Consider the following 24,512-nt stretch of genomic DNA (forward strand, 5'->3'; position numbering starts at 1 on the left):
TGTTCTTGTGGGGTTGGTCAGCTCCGACACAGCGGCGGCTGACGCTCCCGGTTATTTGGGTGGGCGGCCTTATTGAAAGGTAACGGCTGCCGATTGCTGTTCGCTACTGACGTCGTACAGGGTGTAGCTCAGGCTGATGGTCTGTACCCAGGCTGGCAGATCCGGGTCGATCTGGAACACCAGCGCCATCTCCACATCTTCACCGGCGGTCAGCGGCTGCTGGTTAAAGCAGAAGCATTCTGTTTTGTGAAAATAGGGCGTCACTTCAAAAGGTGACAAGCTCGGTATCGCCTGAGCGGTCATGTCGCGTCGGGTTGCGTTTTTGGCAAAGTAACTGACTTCAACCACTTCACCGGGTTTGGCGGTGATGGTCTTCACCATTGGGCGGAACTGCCAGGGCATGTCGGCATTGTTGTTCGCCAGAAACTGCACCTTGATGCTGCGGTTTTCATCGACCACGTAATCCTGCACCAGTGACGCCTCATTGGTGCGACCGGTAATACCGGTCCACTCGCATATGAGGTTGTACATGGGCACCAGGCCAACAAAAACGAAGGCCAGCATACCAAACACGACCGACACCATCTTGACGATGATGCGAGTGTGGCTGGGGCGTGCGTTGTCGGCATCACTCATACTGGCTCTCCCGGTGTTAAACCGCTTCAGTCAATTTTTGGCGGCGTTGAAAAGGTGTGATACGGCGCCGGTGAATCGACCGTCCATTCCAGACCTTCAGCTCCTTCCCAGGGTTTCGCCGGTGCCGGCTTGCCCGCCACAATGGTGTGCACCACGATGTAGAGGAACAGCAACTGGCTGGCACCAAAGAGGAAACCGCCGATGCTCGACACCATGTTGAAATCGGCAAACTGCAAGGCGTAATCCGGAATACGACGTGGCATGCCGGCCAGACCCAGGAAGTGCTGCGGGAAGAACAGGACGTTAACCCCAATGAAGCTCAGCCAGAAATGCACCTTGCCCAGGGTTTCGTTGTACATCTTGCCGCTCCACTTGGGCAGCCAGTAGTACACGCCGGCCATAATCGAGAACACGGCTCCCGGCACCAGCACGTAGTGGAAGTGAGCCACCACAAAATAGGTATCGTGATACTGGAAGTCAGCCGGTGCAACTGCCAGCATCAGCCCGGAAAAGCCACCGATGGTGAACAGCACCACAAAGCAAATGGCGAACAGCATCGGGGTTTCGAACGTCATCGAGCCCCGGAACATGGTGGTTACCCAGTTGAAAACCTTCACCCCGGTCGGAACCGCGATCAGCATGGTGGCCCACATAAAGAAGGCCTCACCCAGGAAGGGGATGCCGACTGTGAACATGTGGTGGGCCCAGACAATAAAGCTCAGAAACGCAATGGAGGCCGTCGCGTACACCATTGAGCTGTACCCGAACAGGCGCTTGCGGGCAAAGGCCGGAATGATCGCCGAGACAATACCGAAGGCCGGCAGAATCATGATGTAGACTTCAGGGTGCCCGAAGAACCAGAAAATATGCTGGAACAGAACGGGCGAACCACCACCGGCCGCGTTAAAGAAGGCGGTGCCGAAGTGAATGTCCATCAGCATCATGGTGACCACACCGGCCAGAACCGGCATTACGGCAATCAGCAGATAGGCGGTGATCAGCCAGGTCCAGACGAACAGTGGCATTTTCATCAGCGTCATGCCGGGGGCGCGCATGTTCAGAATGGTGGCAACAATGTTAATGGCCCCCATGATGGAACTGGCGCCCATGATGTGCACAGCAAAGATGAAGAAGGTCACACTCGGCGGCGCGTAGGTGGTCGACAGCGGCGCGTAGAATGTCCAGCCGAAGTTGGGGCCACCGCCTTCCATGAACAGCGTACTGGCCAGCATCGCGAAAGCGAACGGCAGAATCCAGAAACTCAGGTTGTTCATACGCGGCAGCGCCATGTCCGGCGCGCCGACCATCATCGGAATCATCCAGTTCGCCAGGCCAACAAACGCTGGCATAACGGCACCAAAGACCATGATCAGGCCATGCATCGTGGTCATCTGGTTAAAGAATTCCGGCTGCACCAGTTGCAGACCGGGCTGGAACAGCTCGGCGCGAATCACCATGGCGAAGGAGCCGCCCAACAGGAACATCGCGAAACTGAACCACAGGTACATGGTACCGATGTCTTTGTGGTTGGTGGTATAGAGCCAGCGAGTCAGGCCTTTAGCCGGCCCGTGGTGTTCGTGATCATGGTCATGATCATGGGTTGCAGTCGTCATGTCATGCCTCCTTATTCGCCAGCTTTAAAGTTGTAAACATCAACAGGGGTGACCATGTCACCCACGTCGTTACCCCAGGCATTTCGCTCGTAGGTAATCACGGCAGCCATATCGGCATCGCTCAGCTGATTGCCATAAGCGGCCATGGCCGTGCCACGAACCCCGTTAACCACCACATTCAGATGCCCCTCGGCCGGGCCAAGCGCAATCGGGCTGTTTGCCAGTGCCGGGAAAGCACCCGGAACACCGGAACCATTTGGCTGGTGACAGGAGGCACAGGCAGAGGTATAGACTTCTTCGCCACGCTCCATCAGCTCCTCAAAGGTCCACTCGCGGTCGTTCAATTCGGCCAGTTCAATGGCTTCCTGCTCTTTATCGGCCAGCCATTGTTCAAATTCTTCCGGAGAGACGGCTTCTACGACAACAGGCATAAACCCATGATCCTTGCCGCACAATTCAGTGCACTGACCCCGGTAGGTGCCTTCTTCGTTGATGATGGTCCAGGCTTCGTTGACGATGCCGGGGATGGCGTCTTTCTTGACGGCCAGCGCCGGTACCCACCAGGAGTGAATCACGTCGGCGGAGGAAAGCAGGAAACGAACTTTGGTGCCAGTTGGCAACACCACGGGTTCATCAACTTCCAGCAGATAGTTCTCGTTTTTTTCGAGCCGGTTGTTGATCTCGTCACGCGGGGTGGCCATGCTGGAGAAGAAGCTGACTTCCTGTTCGGCATTTTCATCGATGTAACGATAGCGCCAGCGCCACTGGTAACCAACCACTTCAAGCGTCACTTCCGACTCTTCGAAGTTATACATGTCGGCCAGGGTGTATGTCGCCTTCACGCCAATGGCAAAAATAACCGCCGCTGGAATCAGCGTCCAGGCCAGTTCGACCTTGGTGCTTTCGTGGAAATTGGACGATACCGCGCCCTTGGATTTGCGGTGCTTGAACATAGAATAAAACATGACGCCAAACACCAGCACGCCAATGACCACACACACCCAAAAGGTCAGCATATGGAGCCCGTAAACTTCCTGGCTGATGTCTGTCACACCCCGGGGCATATTGAGCGTCCAGTCAGCACGCGCGACTGAACTTATCAACAGCGCCGTCAGGGCAACAAATACCCTTTGCAGCTTCATCTGCATCCTTCACCTCTGCACTTGTTATTGTATTGGGATTCCAGGGTCGGGCCGGATCACCTATTTTACTGCGCTTGCTGGCGTCTGATTAGCAACTTTCAGAGTGAAGGGCTAAGCAGCGGCCTAAGGCTGGTCTGTGCCGAATTGAGTCTTTCTTGTTTCCCGGATCACCCGATTCAGATTGAGTCGAGTTAGTATAAACACGGATATTTTTAAAACCCAAGCATCAAGCGTTCCAAGGGTTGTTCAAATATCAGTCAGAAAAGACGAAATTATTTGTAAAAACAACATCTTAGGTGAATTATGACCCTTCAAAAATTTACCCGGAAGTGGGCCTGATTTGATCCGTGTATCCAATAACGCCTGGCGCCACACCTGGGCACTGATGTGGCCGGTGATGCTGGCCAACCTGTCACTGCCATTACTGGGGCTGGTTGATACCGCCGTGTTGGGTCATCTCGACGACAGCGTTTATCTGGCTGGCGTCGCGCTGGGTGCCAGTCTCATCGCCTTTGTGTTCCTCGGGTTCAACTTTCTGTCGATGGGGTTGTCCGGCTTTACCTCCCAGGCCAAGGGTGCCGATGATGCCCGGCTGATTCGCACCCAGCTCGCCCAGTACTGCCTGGTGGCCGCCTTGCTGTCGGCGACGGTGCTGGCCGCACAATCGGTGCTGATTCAAATGGGGCTGGGGTTCATGCAGGCCTCGGAGGCGGCTACCGCTGAGGCGCACCTGTATCTGAGCATTCGTATCTGGGGCGTGCCAGCTCAGGTCTTTACCTCCATGTTGCTGGGTTTCTTTGTGGGCATGCAAAATACCCGCATCGCATTGGTGACCGTTTCGGTGGCGCAACTGGTGAATCTGGTGCTGAACGTTACCCTGGTTTACGGCTTTGGCATGACGACCGATGGCATTGCCCTGGGCACCGTCATCAGTGAGTACCTGGCACTGGCTCTGGTACTGCTGACTCTGAGGCGAACCCTGAAACACCTGTCGCCCGGTCTGGATGCCGGCCGACTGAAGGCACTGGCGGCCTACGCGGGCATTTTCAGCGTCAGCCTCAGTTTGTTCATTCGTACCTTTCTATTGCTGATGGGTTTCGCCTGGTTCAACCGGCTGAGTGCGGCTCTCGGTGATACCGTTCTGGCCAGCAATGCCATCCTGCTGGCGTTTCTGACGCTGATTTCCAACAGTATGGATGCCAGCGCTGCTGCTGCCGAAGCCCAGGTCGGGCTGGCCATCGGGCAACGCGATCCGCAAGCGCTGCGCGAAGTGTTGTGGACCACCGGCTGGTGCGCTTTCGGGCTGGCTTTCGCGCTGACGCTGGTGTTTGCCCTGTTGGGTAATAACCTGCTCGGCATTCTGACCAGCCAGCCAGACCTGCAACAGCAAGCCGGCACCTACCTGCCGTGGGTCGTCGCCATGCCCCTACTGGCTGGAACGGCCTACTGGCTCGATGGTGTGTTCATTGGTGCCCGCCTCACCGCCCAGATGCGCAACGGCGTCGTGTTCGGATTTTTCAGCTTTGTGCTGGCAAGCCAGTGGCTGCCAGCAACCCAACAGGCCCTCTGGCTCGGGTTCAGCCTACTGTTTATAGGTCGCTCACTCTGGATGCTGGCCGTTTACTGGCATTCGGTACGCCCGATGACACAGACACGCTGAAACGGAATTCAACCAACAGGGCGCATTGCCGACGGCTCCCGTTACGGCAAAATGAACAGGCTGGGCTACACTAGGGCCAACACTGGTTTCACGCCACATTATCTCCCGGTACGCGATCATTGTAGGGATTGACGGTCGACACCCAAGACCTGCACGCTCGCCGATTCACCCGACAAGGCCCGCTGTCATGTCTACACCTTGCATTGATAATGCCCTGGATAAAGCATTGGCCGCCACGGAAGGAGAGCAAAGTCTGCAGCGTTTTATCGCTGTTTTTCACCGCAAACATCCGGCACTGCTGGTGGTGGAACACGGTACGCCCGAACGGCGACTGACCGCCATGCTGATCCAGTATTGCCGCTTGTTGCCTATCTTGCTGGAAGAAGCCAGGAACGCCACCGCCAACGATAAAAACGCCGGCGATTTCGACCCCCTGTACGACCTGGTTGCCGAATTCTTTTCCAGCCTGGAGCCGGGACGTCTGGCCTTTGGCATTCTGGGCATTCTCGACAAGGTGTACTTTGGCCACCGCCTGCTCGAGGAATGGCACGACCGACGCCGGCTTCACACCCATTGCGCCGCGCTTAGCTGGGATACATCCCTGTCGAATCTGCTGGTACACACCCTGATAGGTGATGCTTACGCCAACGAGCTGGATGCTGCCGTTATGGAAATCATCGAGAAACAGCCATCGTCTTTTGACACCACCGGCGCCAGGGGCAAGAGCAGGCAGCAGCAACCACCCTACCCCTGCCTGGCCTCCCGACATGGCGTGCGTTTGTCGTGGAGTCGCTAGTGGTTAACCCAGGTCGTTGACCAACAAGGCTTCCACCTGCTGGCAGCGTTCCTGCAGTTGCGCCTCGCTGGGGGCGGTGATGGTGATATGGCCGATCTTGCGACCCGGGCGCGGGTCTTTGCCGTAATCGTGCCAGTGGGCGCCGGGTATCGCCAGAATGGCAGCGCGATCCGGAAGCGCTCCGATCAGGTTGTACAGCGCCACCGGCTGGGAAGCCCGGCACCGGCCCAGCGGCAGATCAGCCACGGCACGAATATGGTTTTCAAACTGGCTGCAGGTGCTGCCCTCTATGGTCCAGTGGCCGGAATTGTGAACCCGGGGCGCAATCTCGTTGGCCAGCAAGCGATCACCGACCACAAAAAACTCAAAAGCCAGCACGCCAACGTAGTCGAGCGCCGCCATCACCTGGCCGACCGCGGTTTCCGCCTGGCTTTGCAGCGGATGCTCGGCCACCGGTTGCGACCGGTACAGCATGCCCTGGCGATGTTCGTTGCGCACCAGCGGGTAAAAGGCGAGTTCGCCCGATGCCGACCGCACACCGAGGCAGGAGACCTCGTAATCAAAGTCGACAAAGCCTTCGAAGATCAGTGGCACCGAGCCGAGCTCAGCAAAGGCGTCTGCGGCATCCGCTTGCGTGCGCAACACTTTCTGGCCTTTGCCGTCGTAGCCGAGCGTTCGGGTTTTTAGAATGGCGGGCAGGCCAAGCCGATCCAGAGCGCGGTCGAGATCCGCCTGATCGGTAATGTCGGCTATGGGCGCGGTGGGAATATCCAGGCGCTGAAACAGGTTCTTTTCCAGCCAGCGATCACGGGCCGTCTCCAGCGCCCTGGCGGAGGGATAAACCGGAACTTGGTCAGCAATAAAGGCCACCGTTTCGGGCGGCACGCTTTCAAATTCGAAGGTGACCCGATCCGACATTTTCAAGAGTTCGCGAATGGCATAGTGATCATCGTAAGCGCCTTCAACCAGAGGGCCCAGGTCAGCAGCACAAGCGCCTTTGGCCGGGTCGAGAAAGGCCATGCGAATGCCCAGTGGCACGGCTGCCAACGCCATCATGCGGCCCAGTTGGCCGCCGCCTATGACTCCAATGCGCATGCGTCAGTCCCCCGGAACCGGATTGGCCAGCACCCGGTCGGTCTGGTCACTTCTAAATTTCAGCAAAGCGGCACGCACGCTGGCGTTTTCATTGGCGAGAATACTCGCAGCCAACAGGGCGGCATTAATGGCACCGGCCTTGCCAATGGCCAGCGTACCGGTGGGTATGCCGGCCGGCATCTGCACAATGCTGAGCAGCGAATCGACACCACTGAGCATGCTGCTCTGAACCGGAACGCCCAGCACCGGCAGATGCGTCTTGGCGGCACACATGCCGGGCAAATGAGCTGCACCGCCCGCGCCCGCAATGATGACTTTCAGGCCACGGTCAAACGCCGATTCCGCGTAGTCAAACAGCAAGTCAGGCGTGCGATGCGCCGAGACCACCTTGCATTCGTGGGCGATCCCCAACTGAGTCAGGGTGTCGGCAGTGTGGCTCATGGTGGCCCAGTCGGACTGGGACCCCATAATGATGCCAACGGTTACAGCCGGGGCGTTTTGCGTCACTGGGAGTCATCCTTAGCGGGTGAGGTGGGATCAAGAATTTTAACCGGGGTTGCTTCAACCTCCGGTTTGGGCGGTGGCGGCGTGACCCGGGTCTTTATTTCATCAACACTCTGATGGGTCTGGCTGATGCGATCGACATAGCCGCAGTCGACGCACTCGCGCACCATGATGGCACCCTCATGCTCGTAACCCGCTTTCAGGGTGTCCATGGTGCCGCATTTGGGGCACACCGCACCGGCGATGAATCGAACCGTCATAGTCAACTGCCTCTTAAAATCGCGATTATACGGAAGTGACACAGCAGCGTCATTGTCGACCGCTCGGTCAAAACACCTCGTCAGCCACTGAGGTTCCTGTGCTAAACTAAGTCGCTGTCACCTGTGCTTTTGTGTGGGTGGCGCGCAAGGGCAGATTACCCGTCGCCTTGCAGAACCCCGTTCGCCGAACCATGGATGGTGACACCATGTCCGACAAATTAAAAACCCGCTGGTTTCAGACACCCACCTCTTCTTCATCGCTGGGTTACGCCACCCGGTTCTACATGAAAGTGTTCCAGAGCCTGAAAGCCGACGAGTCATTGAACCTCGGTGCCCAGCTCGCGCCGCTGAAAACCAACTGGTATTTGACCGAGAAAACCACCGAACGCTGGCACAAGGTGTTCCATTACCAGAGCACGGCGCCCCAGGCCTTTACCTACAGCGCTCCGGCCGGTGTTTGGGCGCTGATGCAGGTACTGGAAGACCTGGGCATCAAGTTCAGCCGCATCATGCACCTGCGCAGCCACCTGCTGCTAACCTCAACCGATGGCTTTGAAGTGAATGCTCACTACACCACTAACGTCCGCTATATGGGAGCCAGACCGTTAAAAAGCCGCTCTGTGGCACTGATCTTCCGGTCTGAAGTGCGAGATGTTCGGGGTCGGGAAATCATGCAGCTTGAAGACGAACTGTACGTCGGAGGCTTGCCGGTAGATTTCGTCGCACAACTGTCGTCCGAGCATGTAAAAGTGCCCCAGGCAGAGCGCAGCGACATTGCCATCGATAACCCGGTGGCTGATCAGATACCGGTGTCCATTGGCCGGCGTCTGGGCAGTCAGTACGGGAAACTGTCCGGCGATTTGAACCCGCTTCATATCTCAAGCATCGGGGCTCGATTGCTGGGTCACTCAGGGTCCTTTGTGCAGGGTCTGTGCACCGCCAATCTGCTGCTGGCAACCCTGGGAACTCACTGGCGCCGCTCGGTCCGCAGCCTGACCATGGAATTCAAACGGCCAGTGCCACAACCCGCCAAACTGACGCTGATCTGCACCCTTGATCAATTCAGTCTGATCGATAGCAAGAAACGCGTTCTGGTAACGGGCTCTTACATCTGCTGATGAAGCCGGTGGGTACTAAACCTGCGAATCGGGGTTTTCCTGACTCGCTTCCGGTGCAGGCTCAGGCTCCATCTGTTCCCGTAACCAACCCTCCAGCTCCGCAACTCCGTCTTTTTTCAGCGAGCTGAACAACTGAGCCGAAAGCCAGTTGGCTTGCGACTGTAACTGGCTACGCACTTTCATCAGGGTGGTCTTGGCCGGGCCCTTCTTCAGTTTGTCGCTCTTGGTCAGCAGGGCCCGCAACGGCATTTGTGTCTGGATTGCCCAGCGCACCATCATCTCATCGAACTCGGTCATCGGGTGACGCACGTCCATCACCAGCACGATACCCTTCAGGCTGTGGCGATCGGCCAAATACTCACCGATGTTCTTCTCCCAGTCTTCCTTCATGTCCCGGTTGACCTTGGCGTAACCGTACCCTGGCAAATCGACCAGGCGGCAGTTCTCGGTCGACAGCGAGAAGTAGTTGATCAGCTGGGTGCGGCCCGGCGTTTTTGAGGTTCGGGCCAGTTTGGAATTGCGCGTCAGCGCATTCATTGCACTGCTTTTACCCGCATTCGAGCGACCCGCAAAGGCCACTTCAGCACCGCTGTCCGGAGGGCTTTGTTGCAAATGCTGGGCACTGGTCAGGAATCGGGCGGAATCAAATCGCAAAACCGACATTGGGAATCTCTCAACGGGGTTAAAAACCGGCAGTGTACCTGAAATCAGGTCCTGAGGTTGGGCTGTTGATCGCTCCATGTTCAATTAATACCCACTCAGGGCGCGGGGTTTCTTCTCAACACCCTCCCGGGTCTATATAATGCCCGGTCATATTACCGGTGTGGTCAGAATCCGGATCCGTGCACATCCGTTCTGATGACCGACCTTTTCCACCTTTGACGTGCGGGACGCGACATGAAAAAACTGATCGTAGGCCTTGCCATGCTGGCCGGCATTTCAGGCTTTGCAATGGCCGAGGGCAATGCTGAAGACGGCGAACAATACACAGAATCCTGTGCCGCTTGCCACGGAGCCGACGGCAACAGCGCTGCCGCCTCCTTTCCAAAACTGGCAGGCCAGGGTGAAGCCTATCTGCTCAAGCAGTTGATCGACGTCCAGAATGGCGATCGTGTGATCACGCAAATGTCCGGACAGCTCGATGGGTTCGATGAAGACCAGTTGGCCGACATCGCCGCTTACTACGCTAGCCAGAATAAGACCGTCGGCAATGCCAATCCGGATCTGGTCGCTCTGGGTGAACAGCTGTATCGCGGTGGCAACCCGGAAACCGGCGTGCCCTCCTGTGCAGGCTGTCACTCTCCCACCGGTGCGGGTAACGCCCCTGCCGGATACCCGATGTTGTCTGGCCAGCACGCCGCCTATATCGAAAGCCAGCTGTACAAGTTTCAGCGTGGCTATCGCGCCACTGAACCCAGCAACGAAGTCCGTACCAACGATGGCGAATCCCGGGTTATGCGGTCTACCGCTTTCCGCCTGAAAGATTTCGAAATCGAAGCGCTGGCCAGTTATATCAACGGTTTGCACTGATCCAAAACCCGGTTTAAACCAGCCGTTCAGGCCCGGTTAACCCGAGGTAAAGACAATGAAAAGCGAAGGACCGGTTCAAGGCCTTCGCTTTTTTTGTGGGTGGCTTTCAGGCAAAGTGTCGGCCATTCCCCTACTCTGGTCCTCTTGTGGAGATCCAACCTATGTTTAAACGTGTGATGTTGTCCGCGCTGGCACTGATGGTGCTGGCTGCCGGTTCCGCTACTGCAGAAGAATTTCAGGCGGGTACCCATTATCAGGTATTGCCGGAAAAACTGCCGACCAGCTACCGGGGTGAAGAAGCGGGTGAGATCATGGAGATCTTCAGCTACAGCTGCATTCACTGTTTTAACCTGGAACCCTTTGTAACGTCCTGGAAACAGGGCAAGCCCGATGACATTCGCTTTACCCCGGTGCCAGTGCTGTTCAATGACCGCCAGATTCCAGAAGCCAAAGCCTATTATGCCGGTCAGTTTCTGGACGTGATTGCACAAAGCCACCCGTCGATTTACAACGAAATCCATATTAACCGTAACCGCCTGTCATCCGATGAAGACTTCGCTGAAATTTTTGAACGCTTCGACATCAGTGAAAGTGAATATATGGACATGGCCAATTCCTTTGCCGTCAACACCCGCATTTCCCTGGCACAGAAAATTACCCGGATGAGCCAGATTCAGGGCACACCCAGCCTGGTTGTTAACGGCAAATACCTGATCTCCGGACAAATGGCCGGAGGCAACGAGCGGATGTTCACCGTCGCTGAATGGCTGATTCGCAACGAAGACCAGCTGTAAAGGGTCACCGGAACCAACGGCCCGATAACATCGTCTTACCGGTTGCGCTACACTGAGTAGCCAGCCGGCCCTTCTGTTTTTCTTTGTCTTCCGTCGGGTCACCATCTACAGGAGCCCGTCAATGAGATCGAGCCACCTTGATTACGAATTCCCGGTTCACCTGAGTGACCCCAAGGAGTTCTATCGCAAGGCCGACCCCGACCATCTGACGCTACTGAGTTTCAACATTCAGGTCGGCATCAACACCCGACACTTTCCCGATTATTTTTTGAAATCCTGGCAGCACGTCTGGCCCAGCCGGTCACGCCAGCACAATCTGGACCGGATCAGTGATCTGATACGCCACTTTGATGTGGTCTCCTTGCAGGAAGTCGATGGCGGCAGTTTTCGCACCGGCTTTGTTAACCAGGTGGAATACCTGGCCAGGAAATCCGGTCAGCCTTACTGGCACCAACAATTAAACCGGAATCTGGGGCGCTTTGCCCAACATAGCAATGGGTTAATTTCCCGCTTTGAACCACACCGAATCGACACCCACGCGCTGCCCGGTTTGCCTGGTCGGGGTGCCATCGTGGTTCAGCTTGGCGACGAACACCCGGTTGTTATTGTGATGCTGCACCTGGCCTTGAGCAAAAAAGCTCAGGACCAGCAACTGCGCTTTATTCGCAATCTGATTCAGCAATACCATCATGTGATTGTCATGGGTGATATGAACACCCACAGCCTGCGACTGCTTAACGACTCTCCCCTGCGCGAATGCGGCCTCAAGTCGGCCCATGCCCGGGCTACGTTTCCCAGTTGGCAGCCCCATCGCTGTCTCGACCATATTCTGGTCAGTCGTCATCTGCGCATTGTGCGTATGGGTGTGCTGGACTTCCCGCTGTCCGATCATCTGCCGGTTGCACTTGAAATAGAATTACCGGAACTGGCTCGATAAAAGCGGCGTGGCAGATCGGCGCAGCGCCAAAGCGCTGCTATACTCGCATCAGCTTGGGTAATTTTCAGCAAGGCATCGGCATGGGTATGTGGGACGAATGAGCGAAATACAGGACTTGTTGCGGCGCGGCGTTTTGGACTTATCCTTCATGGTTCGGGGCATTGACCGCGAGCTCGATGAAACGCTGGACCAGCTTAAACTGGCTTTGCGCCAACGCAACGACCTGGATGTCGACGCTTTTGGCAAAGCCCTGGAAGCCACCGATAAACGCTTTGACCTGATCGAGAGCCGTACCGAAGAAGGGGTCAGCCAGCTCTATTCGCTCTATCAGCTGTTAGTCGATACTGACGACGAACGCGTACCAGATTCCCTGATACGCCATCTCAACGAACGCAGCCCCTACGTCCAGGATGCCTTGTCACTGGCACATCAAATACACCCTCTGGTCTCTGTGCCCGCGGACCCGGACGCCGACAACAGCACCCTGATTCGGCTGCGACAAAAACTCTGCTCACGCTTTATCACCCTGTTGCGCACACTGGCCATTTTGGGCGATGAAGACGGTGCTTTGCGTGCATTGGCCGCCCGACTGGAACCAATACCGGACTGGTCGACGCTGGATGTGCTGGCGGCCGAGACCATTATGTTGATCCAGACTCGACTTAACCAGGAAAAGGGAAAGTTCGAGTATTACCTCAATGAACTAAATGCCAAGTTGGTTGCCATCAACCGACTTATTGGTGAAGACCAGTCAGCGGTCTCCGATCTGCAGATCCTCAACGAGAATCTGAACGCCAACGTCGACCACCAACTGGAGCGCGTCCGTTCCGAACTGGAAACAGCCACCGATATGCACGCTTTGCGGCTGGCCATGACGCACTCCATGGATGATTTACTGGGCGTTTTAGGCGAGTTTCAGGACCAGGTAAAAACCAGCCTGTCAGCCATGCACCAGCGCCAGGCAGAACTGACCGAGCAACTGACGTCATTGCAGGCCGATAACCAAAAGCTGATCGAACAGGTGAATCAGGAACGCGAATTGTCACTGCGCGATCCGCTGACTCAATTACCCAACCGGCAAGGCTTTGATGCCCGGCTCGCCGAGGAAATTGCCCGCAGCGAGCGTTACCAGCAACCCTGCTGTGTCGCCCTGATCGACATTGATCTGTTCAAAACCATCAATGATCAGTACGGTCATCTGGCGGGCGACAAAGTGCTCAAAGTCCTGGCCAAGGAGATGCGCAGCCAGTTGCGGCAGTCGGACTACCTGGCGCGGTTTGGCGGTGAAGAATTCGTGTTGTTGCTGCCCCAGACTCCCATCGATGCGGGCATGCAGGCTGTGGAAAAAATGCGACTGCATATCAGCCAGTGTCCGTTTAATTTTCAGGGTAAACCGGTTCAGATAACCTTTTCTGCCGGAGTATCCGCCTACCGTAACGGTGAGTCAGCCGATCAATGGCTTCATCGTGCCGATGAAGCGCTGTACGCCAGCAAAGACGCGGGCCGAAACAGAACGACACCGGCTGATGGTTGAGAATAGAGACAACCCGAACCCGTTCACTCGCGTTCACCGTTCGCGCACGTACTGAGCCAGTATCCGTTCCAGGTGGCGGGTATTGATGGGTTTGGTCAGAAAGTCATCCATACCCGACTCGATGCAGCGACGCCGAACATCTTCCAGAGCGTGAGCAGTCAGCGCTACTATAGGTAGTCGGAGCAAATTATGGCTTTTCTCGTAGGACCGGATAGCCTCTGTTGAGGCATAGCCATCCATATGAGGCATTTCGCAATCCATGAGCAGGACATCACACTCAAAATCCTCAGACTGGCGGGCCTCTAGTGCTTCTCCACCGTGACTGGCCAGCACAACCTGATGACCCAGTTTCTCCAGTAGCCCCTCAATTACCCGCTGATTGACCATATTGTCTTCCGCCACCAACACGCGCAGACCTTTCTGGGGCAGTTCATCCGCCAGGCTGGTTTCTTCGCGACGCTGACGAGCCTGCAGAAACGGCAACTTCACGGTAAAGCAGGAACCTTGATTTGGCACACTGCTGACCGTTAATGTGCCTCCCATTAACGCCACCAGCTCACGACTGATCGCCAGACCCAACCCCGTTCCACCGGCTTTACGCTGGCGCCCCGGATCAACATCGGAGTACAGATTGAACAGGTTTATCTGGTCGACCTCGGAAATACCAATGCCCGTGTCGTCAACTCTGAACTCCAGCAGCCGGGGTGCCTTGGGGTCGACACTGAGCGTTAGCCTGACCGAGCCCAGGTCTGTGTACTTAATGGCATTGCTAACCAGGTTAGAGAGTACCTGACGCACATGCTGCGCATCCAACATTACCCAGGCCGGCACTGTTGGGTCTATGTCTCCGGTCAGCACCAATGACTTATGCTCTGCCTGGGACAAGAACAGTTTCACCTGCTGTTGCACCAGTCGGTGTACATCAACCGGTTCACGGCGAAACGCCATTTTCCCCGCTTCGATCTTGGAGTAATCCAGAATGTCGTTGATCAGTGCCAGCAGAGAACTGCCCGAGCCCTGAATGGTATCTACATAACCACGCTGTTCCTCATCTAAACGGGTTCGGGACAACACTTCCGTCATTCCCAGCACACCGTTTAGCGGCGTTCGAATTTCGTGACTGATCTGCGCCAGGAACTGGCTCTGGGCTTCCACTCGCATGCGCTGGCGATCCTGTTCATCTCTCAGCAAGCGAATCCGGTAAGCCAGGGCAAAGCTCAGTAACATGGCCTCAGCAAAAGACCCCAGCTTTGACGCCAGGTTGGGCGGCAGTGGCACTTCAATACCCAGTAAGCGCCCCAGCAGAAAGACCGAATTACCCGCCGCGAACAACACCCAGGCCAGTACAAAAAACTTGGCGGCTATAAAGCCTACACGCCAAGCCCGTATACCGGCCGACACCGCCAAAAGCATAAATACGATGATCGTCGGCGCATACAGTCGGGCAAACCAGTCGAGATCGATCGTAACCAGCAGAACTGCGGCCACACACTGCCAGGCTATCATGCCATAGAGCGCCCACAGGTGGGCACGAGAGGTGTTCCGTAGATTCAGAAAGTGGATAACGAAGAAACTGGCAAAGATAATCGTCGCCAGGGTTATCCAGAAATTGTACTCATAGTGATAGATCAGGTCCGGTGGCCAGAGATACTGCGCCATATACCCATCCAGTGACAGCTGCAGCACCCCGAAACCGGAAATAAACAGCACATAGAACAGGTAGCTGACATCGCGCACCGTGGTGTACAGAAACCCGTTGTACAGAACCATCGCCAGCAACACCCCGTAAAACAGCCAGTTGCCGATGTCAGCTTTGAGCAAGGGGGACCAGAAGTCATCACTGGGATAGGCATGCAGCGGTACCAGGGCCGAAGGTGACGTTTCAATGCGCATCAGATAGGTGGTGGGCCCATAGACCTCAACGGGAATAATGAAGAAACGGTGATCTTCAATTCGGCTTTGGCTCGGACGTTGCAAACCGGAGCGGTAAATCAGTCGGGGCCCGCTGTTACCAAACACCTGATACACATCCACGTAGTCCAGCAGGGCATTGGACAAAACCAGGTGCCATTCTTTGTGAATTGACTGGGCCGCATCCAGTCTGAACTGTATCCAGAAAGGGGTATCATCGTAGCCGCGGCTGATGCTTTGTGCTGTGTGCTCGGTCCACTTGCCGGTGTACTCCGGTTGCAGAATATCAAACGGCGATAATTGCCCGCTGTCATCCACCAGAAGCAAGACCTGAGGACCCAGATTCTCGACATCCGTTTGCGTCAGTTCGATAAGCGGTGCTATGGGCTCAGCCCGCAATGCAGGCATTGTCAGACATCCAAGCAACACAATCAGTAGCGGAGACAGGCTGAATAGCCCTGACAAGTGCCTGATTCCGGCGATGCGTTGTATTCGGCTCAGTAACGCACTCCGGCATATTCTTAACAGCACAGCTCAACATCCATTTGTCAGCTCCGGGCTTTGGCAGGCAGTCGCACGTTGGTCTGCGAGGGAGACGTTCAACTCACCCGGGAGGTAATCCATTTGAAAAGCCGGGTCACTTCACTGTCCGTTTTCCAGAACGATGCGCATGGACCACAGCCCCAAGGTTATCCACTTATCTTATTATTGTTGAGCTCCTTAATATACCAGTGATCGCACGCATTGTGACCGGTTTGGCCAATGGGTTGAGGCAGACGAATAAAACCGGATTTTCGATACAGCGCCGCTGCCTGAGCCATCCCGTTCAGGGTTTCAAGATAGCACCATTGATAATGACGCGCAGCAAAGTCCAGGGCCACTTCCATCAGTCGTGCGCCCAGTCTGGCACCACGGTGTTCGGCAAGAACGTACATTTTTTGCAATTCGCAACATTGCGCCACTCCTTGCAGACGGCCTATGCCACAACCACCCACAACCCCTTCCCGGCTTCTGATGACCCAATAAGCCGTGGTGTCGCCGCTGTAGGCGCGACTCAGTTCGTCGAGCTCCGGGTCCTGCCAGGCAAAACCAGGCCGGTTAGCGCCGAATTCAGTCAACCCCTGACGGATCACAATCGCCATGGCGGCGTTATCAGCGGGCTGAATCCTCGCCAGCGTATATTTTCCTGCGCTGGTTGCATCAATACCTTTGGACACCATGGCCAGTTAGCTCCTAGAGTCTGTGATTGGTCGATTTACGACACCGTCCCAGTAAATGTCTCAATAAAGCCGCATCAAGTCCATCGTCAGCCCGGTTTCGTATATCATGGCCATCAAACATCATAACTGAACAAACTGGAACCCACGGAGAAGCCTGAGATTATGACCATTCAAGTTGGAGAAACCCTGCCCAATGTCCTGCTGCACCGCATGGGCGAAGGCGGCCCCGTCAGTGTGTCATCCGACGACCTGTTTGCCGACCAGACGGTCGTGCTGTTTGCGGTCCCCGGCGCCTTCACCCCCACCTGCAGCCAATCCCACCTGCCCGGCTTCGTGGTAAATGCCGACACCCTCAAAGCAAAAGGCGTCGACCGAATCGTTTGTCTCAGCGTCAACGATGCCTTCGTTATGGCGGCCTGGGGCAAGCAACAGAATGCAGACGCTCTGGATATGATTGCCGACGGCAACGCCGACTTTGCAGAAGCCCTGGGGCTGGAAATGGATGCTACCGGCCGCGGCATGGGCGTTCGCTCGCGCCGTTTCGCACTGATTGCTAAGAACGGCATCGTAGAATGGATAGCAGTGGAAGAGCCGGGCCAGTTCGAAGTCAGTTCTTCAGAGCACGTCATTAGCGCCTTGGACAAACTCCAGAGCTGATAACTATAGATGTCGTTCGTAAGGGTGTGTTCCACGTGGAACAAACCCTTACATTCACAATAAATCAATTCTTTTAATCCCCTCTTCTCTTTCCCTCCAACCTTGATGTCACCCATTCACTGAACTCACCGTAGCGGCTAAACTGACTATTCAATTCTGTTTCAGGTAGGAAGGCATGTCAGGTAACCATCAGGATGACGTCCACACATCGCCCAAAGCCGCGTTCTACCAGACCCTGAGTGCCATTCCTCCCGGCTATTTCACCAGCTATGGCCGCCTGGCAAGCCTGTGCGGCGTTCATGTTCGGCAAATACAAGCTTGGCTTAGAACACTGCCGAGAGAATCCGGCCTGCCATGGTTCAGGATCATCAATAGCCAAAGGAAGATTACTGAGCATCCTGGATCAATTACGCAATATGACCTGCTAAAGGTCGAGGGGTTATTGGCAGACAATCGGGGACGCTTTCCAAAGGACCGTTACTGGCCTGATTGTTTGAGCACCCACCAGGATGACCCTGATTAAAGATCACTTAATTTGAACCATGTTCCACGTGGAACTTAATAGCTAGCCAATGAGCGAGACAACAATACCTTTTATTGTCTAGCACTAACTAGCTAGGTGCGCACCAGGCGCGGGCACCACCACTTCTATGGGTTAAAAAACTTTATATCAATCTAAAAAAAGGGCCTTAGTAGGCCCTTTAGTCGAATATCGAATTACTAGTCTTTAAGTCTAACCGTGATACCCAGGTAAGTGCTGGCGGCCGGTAGGTCTATCCGGGGTAGTCCGCAACAGGGATGTTGCGGTCTAGGCTCCAGGGATGGATACACGCCGACCCCGGATAGACCTACCGGCTGCCAGTACGAACTAGAGGCAGCATAGTAAAAGAAACCTCCTAGTAGTCCAGATTGCTCACCAGCAGTGCATTTGTCTCGATAAAGGCACGACGTGGCTCTACATCATCACCCATCAGAGTGCTGAAGATCTGGTCGGCCCCGATGGCGTCTTCGATCGTCACTTGCAGCATGCGGCGCTGTTCCGGATCCATTGTGGTTTCCCACAGTTGGTCCGGATTCATTTCCCCCAGCCCTTTATAACGTTGAATGTTATAGCCGCGCTTGGCCTCACCCATCATCCATTCGATGACTTCCTCGAACTCAGCTATGGGTTGGGACTTCTCGCCTCGTTTAAGGTAGGCGCCCTCTTCAATCAGGCCATCCAGCTGATTGCGCAACGCGACAATGGCCTGGTACTCCTTGCTTTCAAAGAAGGTATGAGAGAACTGGTAGTCCGTTCCCAGGCCATGAGCAATCGCCTGCACCTTGGGCACAAAGATGTGACGTTCCTTATCTTCTGTGATCGACATCTGATAGGTTGTGCTGCCGGCGTTGGTATCCAGTAGACGATCGCTCAGGTGATCCACCCAATCGGCGACTTCTTCCTGGCTCGACAACATCTCCGGTGTCAGATCCGGCATGTAGATCAATTCTTGCAGCACCGCTTTCGGATAAACCCGGCTCATGCGGTCAATCCGGCTCATTACGTCTTTATACTGGTTAACCAGATTCTCCAGCTGGGCATCGCGGATCGGCGGGGCTGTATCATTCACAAACAACTCCGTGCCATCAAGCGCCTGGGAGATCAGGTACTGCTCCAGGGTCTTTTCATCCTTGATGTACTGTTCCTGCTTACCCTTCTTGAGCTTGAACAGGGGCGGCTGGGCAATATAGATGTGGCCATTCTCTATCAGCTCCGGCATTTGCCGGAAAAAGAAGGTCAACAACAAGGTACGAATGTGCGAACCGTCGACGTCGGCATCCGTCATGATAATGATCTGGTGATAGCGCAGCTTGGCCAGATTGAACTCTTCGCGGCCAATACCACAGCCCAGCGCCGTGATCAGCGTACCGACCTCAGCTGACTGCAGCATCTTATCGAAGCGGGCCTTCTCGACGTTAAGAATTTTGCCTTTTAACGGCAGAATGGCCTGGGTACGACGGTCGCGCCCCTGCTTGGCAGAGCCACCGGCTGAATCACCCTCCACCAGGTAAAGTTCAGACAGCGCCGGATCTTTCTCCTGACAGTCTGCCAGTTTCCCGGGTAAGCCTGCGATATCCAGTGCGCCCTTGCGCCGGGTCATGTCGCGGGCCTTGCGGGCTGCTTCACGGGCCCGGGCCGCGTCAATCATCTTACCGACCAGAATTTTGGCTTCGTTCGGGTTTTCCAGCAGGAAATCACCGAATTGCTTGCCCATTTCCTGTTCAACCGCCGGTTTAACTTCGCTGGAAACCAGTTTGTCTTTAGTCTGGGAGCTGAACTTCGGATCGGGCACCTTAACCGAGATGATGGCCGTCAGACCTTCACGTGCATCATCACCGGTGGTCTGCACCTTGTGTTTCTTTTGCAGATTTTCATTCTGAATATAGGTATTCAGCGTGCGCGTCAGGGCAGCACGGAAACCAGCCAGGTGACTACCACCATCTCGCTGGGGAATGTTATTGGTGTAGCACAGAATGTTTTCCTGATAGGTGTCGTTCCACTGCATGGCCACTTCCACGCCGATGCCGTCTTCTTCCCGCTGAAACGAGAAATGAAACACCTGGTTCAGGGTCTGCTTGTTCTTGTTCAGGTAGTCAACGAACGCCTTCAAGCCGCCTTCATACTTGAAATACTCTTCTTTGCCGCTGCGCTCGTCTTTCAGATGTATCGCAACTCCGGAGTTCAGAAAACTCAGCTCACGCAAACGCTTGGCCAGAATATCAAAAGAATACTCAATGGACGTAAACGTCTCGGCTGACGGTTTAAAGTGAATGGTCGTCCCGGTGTAATCAGCCTCGCCTACTACTCTGAGCGGTTCTTGCGGTACCCCATGCACATAGCGCTGCTCGTGCACCTTGCCATCACGGCGAATGGTAAGAATCACTTCAGAAGACAAGGCGTTTACGACTGAGACGCCCACACCGTGCAAACCGCCCGAGACCTTGTAGCTGTTGTCGTCGAACTTACCACCGGCGTGGAGAACCGTCATGATCACTTCCGCAGCCGACTGCCCTTCTTCGTGCATGTCGGTCGGGATGCCCCGGCCATCGTCGCTGACGGTGACTGATTCATCCGGGTGAATGACTACCTTGATGTCTTTGCAGTGCCCTGCCAGGGCTTCGTCGATGGAGTTATCCACCACCTCAAACACCATGTGGTGCAAACCGGTGCCATCGTCCGTATCCCCAATGTACATGCCGGGACGCTTGCGCACAGCATCCAGTCCCTTAAGTACTTTAATACTGGAGGAATCGTAACTGTTACTCATCTGGTAGCTCCAAATCGTTCGCCGGACGTACCTGGCCCTGTTCCACATGGAACACTCGGACCCGATCCGGCGCTTGCCAAAAATCCTTGAGGAGTGACGGGTCGACACTGGTCATAAAGACCTGACCGGTCAGTCCTTCCATCAGGGCGCCTAACTTCTGAATATGGTGCCGATCCAACTCCGCTGGCAGATCATCTACCAGAAAAGTCGTTGGGCGGTGGTGAACGTCTTGCAAATGCAGGCTCTGAGCAACCTTGAGTGCGCACACCACCAGCTTTTGCTGGCCTCGCGACAGCACATCGCTGGCGGCCTGGTTACCCACCTTGATGCGCATATCGGCGCGTTGTGGGCCACTCTGGGTGTACCCCAGCTTAAGATCACGCTCCCATTGCTGCTCGAGCACATCAGCCAGTGGCCGCGCTTTGTCCCAGCCCCGGTAATAATGAATCCGAACATCGGGCAGATCGATCAGGGCAGCCAGCACCTGGTGAAACCGGGGCACGAAGCCCTCCAGATACTGCTTTCTCAATTCATCCAGCTGCTCGGCAGCGGTGATAAATTCACGCTGCCAAACGGCCAGCTGAGAACGCTCTATTCTACCAGATCGAAGCAGGGAGTTGCGGTTTTTAAGGCTTTTTTGCGCGTTTTGCCACTGACTGTGGAAGGCGTCTTCCTGATGGAACACACCCCAGTCCAGAAACTGCCGGCGATGGCCTGGCGAGCCTTCCAGTAACAGGAAACTGTCGCTGTGAATCAGTTGCAAGGGAAGCCGTTGCGCCAGTTCAGACACTGCGGTTACCGACTCACCGTTGATGCGAATGCTGTGGTGCCCATTGCGCGAGCGTTGCACGCCAACCCGGGTCTTGTTGGCGAACTCCGCGAACACTGTCGCGTCGTCGACGCCCTGGCGAATCAGGGTCCGGGTACGGGAGACTTTAAAGGAGCGAGCCAGTGCCAGCAGGTGAATGGCTTCGAGCACCGACGACTTGCCGGCGCCGTTGTCCCCGGCCAGCACATTAACACCCGGGCCGGGGTCAAAACGGGTCTCCGCGAGGTTGCGGACACCCTGAATGGTCAGACGTCGAATGGACATGCGGGGCTTACGACCCTGTGCCCGGTTACAGACGCATCGGCATCACAACATAAACCGACGAGTCATCGTCGAAATCGCTCAGCAGGGCGCTGCTGTTGGCGTCTGAGAGCACGAGTTTGACCTGCTCGCCCTGGGTTACGTTCATGACGTCGAGCAAGTAGGTTACATTGAAGCCAACTTCGAGTTCCGGGCCCTGGTAATCAATTTCCTGATTTACCTCGGCTTCTTCCTGCTCCGGGTTATTGGCCCTGACCTGGAGATTATTCTCACTGAGCAGGAGACGGACGCCACGGTACTTTTCGTTGGAGAGAATGGCTGCACGACCGAAAATGGAACGCAACGATTGCCGGTCGCCGACCACTTCTTTGTCGCCACCGCGCGGCACTACCCGCTCATAATCCGGAAACTTGCCGTCTACCAGCTTGGAACTGAAGGTAAAGGCCGCCGTTTTGGCACGCAGATGGTTGGTGCCCAGTGAAATCTCAACCGAGTCATCCGAGTCATTCATCAGCCGATTCAATTCAAGGATGCCCTTGCGCGGCACAATAACCTGACGCCGTTCCTCAACACCCAACGCCTCGACACCCTGGCTGCTCATAGCCAGACGATGGCCGTCAGTCGCTACCGTACGAACCCTGTTCTGCGACAATTCAAGCAACATGCCATTCAAATAATAACGCACATCCTGTTGCGCCATGGCAAAGGAAGTGGCATCTACGAGCTTTTTCAACGTTTTCTGCGGCATATTGAAATTCAGGGTGTTTTCATCTTCCTCGACATTCGGGAAGTCCGATGCCGGCAAGGTGGACAGCGTGAAGCGGCTGCGACCGCTGGTGACCACCACCCGGTCATCGTTCTGAACCAGGCTGATCAGACTGTCGTCCGGCAGTGACTTGACGATATCGAGCAGCTTGCGCGCTGGGACCGTGACAGCACCCTCGGTCGAGGGCTCCGACAGTTCAACCCGGCCCTGAATCTCGACTTCGAGGTCAGTGCCGGTGAGTGACAGCTGGTTGCCTTCGATCTCCAGTAGCACGTTAGACAGTACCGGCAATGTCTGACGTTTTTCAACAACACCCCCCACCAGTTGCAGCGGCTTTAACAGGGTGTCTCGTGGCAATGAGAATTGAATCATGAGTCCGTTTCCATCCATTAATCAGGTGGTCAGCGTTCGTAACAGGTTGTTGTAATCTTCGTTGATGTCCAGGGTGGTTTCGCGCAATTCCCTGACCTTGCGACAGGCGTGTAACACCGTTGTATGGTCGCGACCACCAAAGGCTTCGCCAATTTCCGGCAAGCTGTGCTGGGTCAATTCTTTGGCCAGGGCCATCGCCACCTGACGCGGACGTGCAATGCTGCGACTGCGTCGCTTGCTGTGCAGATCCGATATCTTGATCTTGTAATACTCAGCCACCGTTCGCTGAATATTATCAATACTGACTTGTTTGTCCTGCAGCGCCAAGAGGTCTTTCAACGACTCTTTGACAAAGGCCGTATTGATCGCCGCCCCGGTAAATTGCGAGTTCGCCACTACGCGTTTCAGCGCACCCTCGAGTTCCCGTACGTTCGAACGGATTCGCTGGGCGATAAAGAAAGCCGCATCGGCCGGCAGTTTAACCCGCTGCTTTTCCGCCTTCTTCATCAGAATCGCCACCCGGGTTTCCAGATCTGGCGGTTCCACTGCGACGGTCAGGCCCCAGCCAAAGCGGCTTTTAAGGCGATCTTCCAGACCTTCAATTTCCTTGGGGTAACGATCGCAGGTAAGAATTACCTGCTGATTCCCCTCCAGCAAGGCATTAAAGGTATGAAAGAACTCTTCCTGAGAGCGGTCTTTCTTGGCGAAAAATTGGATATCGTCAATCAACAGTGCATCGAGACTTCGGTAAAACCGCTTGAACTCGGCCATGGCATTGAGCTGCAACGCCTTAACCATATCCGCCACAAACCGTTCCGAGTGCAAATAAACCACCTTGGCACCTGGGTTTTGATCAACAATGTGGTTACCAATTGCCTGCATCAGGTGGGTTTTACCCAGACCAACGCCCCCGTATATGAACAGTGGGTTGTAGGCACCACCGGCGTTATCGGCCACCTGCTGACTCGCCGCCAGAGCGAGTTGGTTTGATTTGCCCTCTACAAAGGAAGCGAAGCTGAAACCGGGATTCAGGTAACTTTGAAACTTGCCCTTGCCACGTTGGGAGCCCGTTGTTTGCACAGGCATCGGGTCATTGTTCAGCCGTTCAGCCACAACGGAAGCGGGCTCTGTCGTTGGCGGCACATTATCTGCCTGTGCTGATTCCGAAGCTACCCGGGTACTGGTCTGAACGCTGTTGTCGTTACCGGTAGAGGCTGGTTGCTGGGGTTCCGGTGCACGCCGCGCTGGCCGTGCGGGACGACCGGATCGGGCACTGACTTCAACCAGCACTTCCGCCCCGGTCGCACCAAACTGATTCATCAGTTCCTGAATGCGATGCAGATACTTATCCCGGACCCAGTTACCCACAAAACGGTTGGGTGCCAGCAACACCAGCGCCTCACCATCCTGTCGATGGCTCAGGGGGCGAATCCAGGTATTGAACTGATGCGAGGGAACCTCTCCGCGCAGCAGGTCAAGACACTGTTGCCAGGCTGAATCGGGCACAAACTCTCCGGAAGACGATCAAAATAGAAGCCGCATTCTAACTTGCCCACACGCCACACGCCA

At 55.5% G+C, this 24,512-nt stretch carries 22 protein-coding genes; 9 read left to right on the top strand and 13 right to left on the bottom strand.

Features of this window, described 5'->3' with window-relative positions; all coding sequences use genetic code 11:
- Window positions 1-69: 69 nt before the first annotated feature.
- From ABJT94_RS19255 to coxB, 3 genes are read right to left on the bottom strand one after another with little or no spacing between them, the layout of a single operon-like run.
- A complete protein-coding gene (locus ABJT94_RS19255; protein ID WP_127559136.1) occupies window positions 70-636 on the bottom strand; it encodes a cytochrome c oxidase assembly protein in 567 nt (188 codons plus the stop codon).
- Window positions 637-662: 26 nt separating this feature from the next.
- Window positions 663-2,249 (bottom strand): cytochrome c oxidase subunit I, encoded by a 1,587-nt coding sequence (gene ctaD, locus ABJT94_RS19260; RefSeq protein WP_348474352.1) that lies wholly within the window; start codon window positions 2,247-2,249, stop codon window positions 663-665.
- An 11-nt stretch (window positions 2,250-2,260) separates the two neighbouring features.
- A complete protein-coding gene (gene coxB, locus ABJT94_RS19265; protein WP_348474353.1) occupies window positions 2,261-3,391 on the bottom strand; it encodes a cytochrome c oxidase subunit II in 1,131 nt (376 codons plus the stop codon).
- 340 nt (window positions 3,392-3,731) lie between these two features.
- Here coxB and ABJT94_RS19270 point away from each other — a divergent pair, with 340 nt between their 5' ends.
- Together ABJT94_RS19270 and ABJT94_RS19275 are read left to right on the top strand one after the other, a co-directional pair.
- The gene (locus ABJT94_RS19270; RefSeq protein ID WP_348474354.1) at window positions 3,732-5,051 is read left to right on the top strand and encodes an MATE family efflux transporter; all 1,320 of its coding nucleotides are present in this window, start codon (window positions 3,732-3,734) and stop codon (window positions 5,049-5,051) included.
- A 187-nt stretch (window positions 5,052-5,238) separates the two neighbouring features.
- Complete coding sequence (locus ABJT94_RS19275; protein WP_348474355.1) at window positions 5,239-5,847, top strand: hypothetical protein; 609 nt, start codon at window positions 5,239-5,241, stop codon at window positions 5,845-5,847.
- A gap of 3 nt (window positions 5,848-5,850) precedes the next feature.
- Here the strand turns inward: ABJT94_RS19275 and ABJT94_RS19280 are convergent, their stop codons facing one another.
- Genes ABJT94_RS19280 through ABJT94_RS19290 form a run of 3 tightly spaced genes read right to left on the bottom strand, consistent with a single transcriptional unit; the run spans window position 5,851 to window position 7,706 of the window.
- Window positions 5,851-6,942, bottom strand: coding sequence for a 5-(carboxyamino)imidazole ribonucleotide synthase (locus ABJT94_RS19280; RefSeq protein WP_348474356.1), 1,092 nt, complete (start codon window positions 6,940-6,942; stop codon window positions 5,851-5,853).
- A gap of 3 nt (window positions 6,943-6,945) precedes the next feature.
- Window positions 6,946-7,410, bottom strand: coding sequence for a 5-(carboxyamino)imidazole ribonucleotide mutase (gene purE, locus ABJT94_RS19285; protein ID WP_127559544.1), 465 nt, complete (start codon window positions 7,408-7,410; stop codon window positions 6,946-6,948).
- Between the two features lie 35 nt (window positions 7,411-7,445).
- Window positions 7,446-7,706, bottom strand: a complete 261-nt coding sequence (locus ABJT94_RS19290; protein ID WP_348474357.1) for a YheV family putative zinc ribbon protein — start codon at window positions 7,704-7,706, stop codon at window positions 7,446-7,448.
- A 206-nt stretch (window positions 7,707-7,912) separates the two neighbouring features.
- Between ABJT94_RS19290 and ABJT94_RS19295 the strand changes: the two genes are divergently transcribed.
- Complete coding sequence (locus ABJT94_RS19295; RefSeq protein ID WP_348474358.1) at window positions 7,913-8,824, top strand: MaoC/PaaZ C-terminal domain-containing protein; 912 nt, start codon at window positions 7,913-7,915, stop codon at window positions 8,822-8,824.
- Window positions 8,825-8,839: 15 nt separating this feature from the next.
- Here ABJT94_RS19295 and yihA read toward each other — a convergent pair whose 3' ends face one another.
- Entirely contained in the window at window positions 8,840-9,487 is a 648-nt protein-coding gene (gene yihA / locus ABJT94_RS19300; RefSeq protein ID WP_348474359.1) for a ribosome biogenesis GTP-binding protein YihA/YsxC, read from the bottom strand.
- Window positions 9,488-9,721: 234 nt separating this feature from the next.
- On the opposite strand from yihA, the gene ABJT94_RS19305 reads away from it, so the two are divergent.
- The 4 genes from ABJT94_RS19305 to ABJT94_RS19320 all read left to right on the top strand — a co-directional run bounded on the left by ABJT94_RS19305 (window position 9,722) and on the right by ABJT94_RS19320 (window position 13,619).
- A complete protein-coding gene (locus ABJT94_RS19305) occupies window positions 9,722-10,354 on the top strand; it encodes a c-type cytochrome (protein WP_348474360.1) in 633 nt (210 codons plus the stop codon).
- Window positions 10,355-10,515: 161 nt separating this feature from the next.
- Window positions 10,516-11,148 carry a thiol:disulfide interchange protein DsbA/DsbL gene (locus ABJT94_RS19310; RefSeq protein WP_348474361.1) on the top strand — a complete coding sequence of 211 codons (633 nt, stop codon included), beginning with the start codon at window positions 10,516-10,518 and terminating at the stop codon, window positions 11,146-11,148.
- Between the two features lie 121 nt (window positions 11,149-11,269).
- Window positions 11,270-12,085, top strand: coding sequence for an endonuclease/exonuclease/phosphatase family protein (locus tag ABJT94_RS19315; protein WP_348474362.1), 816 nt, complete (start codon window positions 11,270-11,272; stop codon window positions 12,083-12,085).
- Between the two features lie 97 nt (window positions 12,086-12,182).
- Window positions 12,183-13,619, top strand: a complete 1,437-nt coding sequence (locus ABJT94_RS19320) for a diguanylate cyclase (protein ID WP_348474363.1) — start codon at window positions 12,183-12,185, stop codon at window positions 13,617-13,619.
- Between the two features lie 33 nt (window positions 13,620-13,652).
- Here ABJT94_RS19320 and ABJT94_RS19325 read toward each other — a convergent pair whose 3' ends face one another.
- Together ABJT94_RS19325 and ABJT94_RS19330 are read right to left on the bottom strand one after the other, a co-directional pair.
- The gene (locus ABJT94_RS19325) at window positions 13,653-15,938 is read right to left on the bottom strand and encodes a 7TM diverse intracellular signaling domain-containing protein (RefSeq protein ID WP_348474364.1); all 2,286 of its coding nucleotides are present in this window, start codon (window positions 15,936-15,938) and stop codon (window positions 13,653-13,655) included.
- 281 nt (window positions 15,939-16,219) lie between these two features.
- Window positions 16,220-16,750, bottom strand: a complete 531-nt coding sequence (locus tag ABJT94_RS19330; protein ID WP_348474365.1) for a GNAT family N-acetyltransferase — start codon at window positions 16,748-16,750, stop codon at window positions 16,220-16,222.
- A gap of 162 nt (window positions 16,751-16,912) precedes the next feature.
- Between ABJT94_RS19330 and ABJT94_RS19335 the strand changes: the two genes are divergently transcribed.
- Entirely contained in the window at window positions 16,913-17,407 is a 495-nt protein-coding gene (locus tag ABJT94_RS19335; protein WP_348474366.1) for a peroxiredoxin, read from the top strand.
- Between the two features lie 175 nt (window positions 17,408-17,582).
- Entirely contained in the window at window positions 17,583-17,930 is a 348-nt protein-coding gene (locus ABJT94_RS19340) for an MGMT family protein (protein WP_348474367.1), read from the top strand.
- Window positions 17,931-18,303: 373 nt separating this feature from the next.
- Here ABJT94_RS19340 and gyrB read toward each other — a convergent pair whose 3' ends face one another.
- From gyrB to dnaA, 4 genes are read right to left on the bottom strand one after another with little or no spacing between them, the layout of a single operon-like run.
- On the bottom strand, window positions 18,304-20,715 hold the full coding sequence (gene gyrB, locus ABJT94_RS19345; protein WP_348474948.1) for a DNA topoisomerase (ATP-hydrolyzing) subunit B: 2,412 nt from the start codon (window positions 20,713-20,715) through the stop codon (window positions 18,304-18,306).
- Complete coding sequence (recF, locus tag ABJT94_RS19350) at window positions 20,708-21,808, bottom strand: DNA replication/repair protein RecF (protein WP_348474949.1); 1,101 nt, start codon at window positions 21,806-21,808, stop codon at window positions 20,708-20,710. The genes gyrB and recF overlap by 8 nt, the downstream gene beginning before the upstream one ends.
- A 25-nt stretch (window positions 21,809-21,833) precedes the next feature.
- Complete coding sequence (gene dnaN / locus ABJT94_RS19355) at window positions 21,834-22,940, bottom strand: DNA polymerase III subunit beta (RefSeq protein WP_348475023.1); 1,107 nt, start codon at window positions 22,938-22,940, stop codon at window positions 21,834-21,836.
- Window positions 22,941-22,964: 24 nt separating this feature from the next.
- Window positions 22,965-24,449, bottom strand: a complete 1,485-nt coding sequence (dnaA, locus tag ABJT94_RS19360) for a chromosomal replication initiator protein DnaA (RefSeq protein ID WP_348474950.1) — start codon at window positions 24,447-24,449, stop codon at window positions 22,965-22,967.
- Window positions 24,450-24,512 lie beyond the last annotated feature (63 nt).

It is taken from the genome of Saccharospirillum sp., from assembly GCF_039982735.1.
GTDB lineage: Bacteria > Pseudomonadota > Gammaproteobacteria > Pseudomonadales > Natronospirillaceae > Saccharospirillum.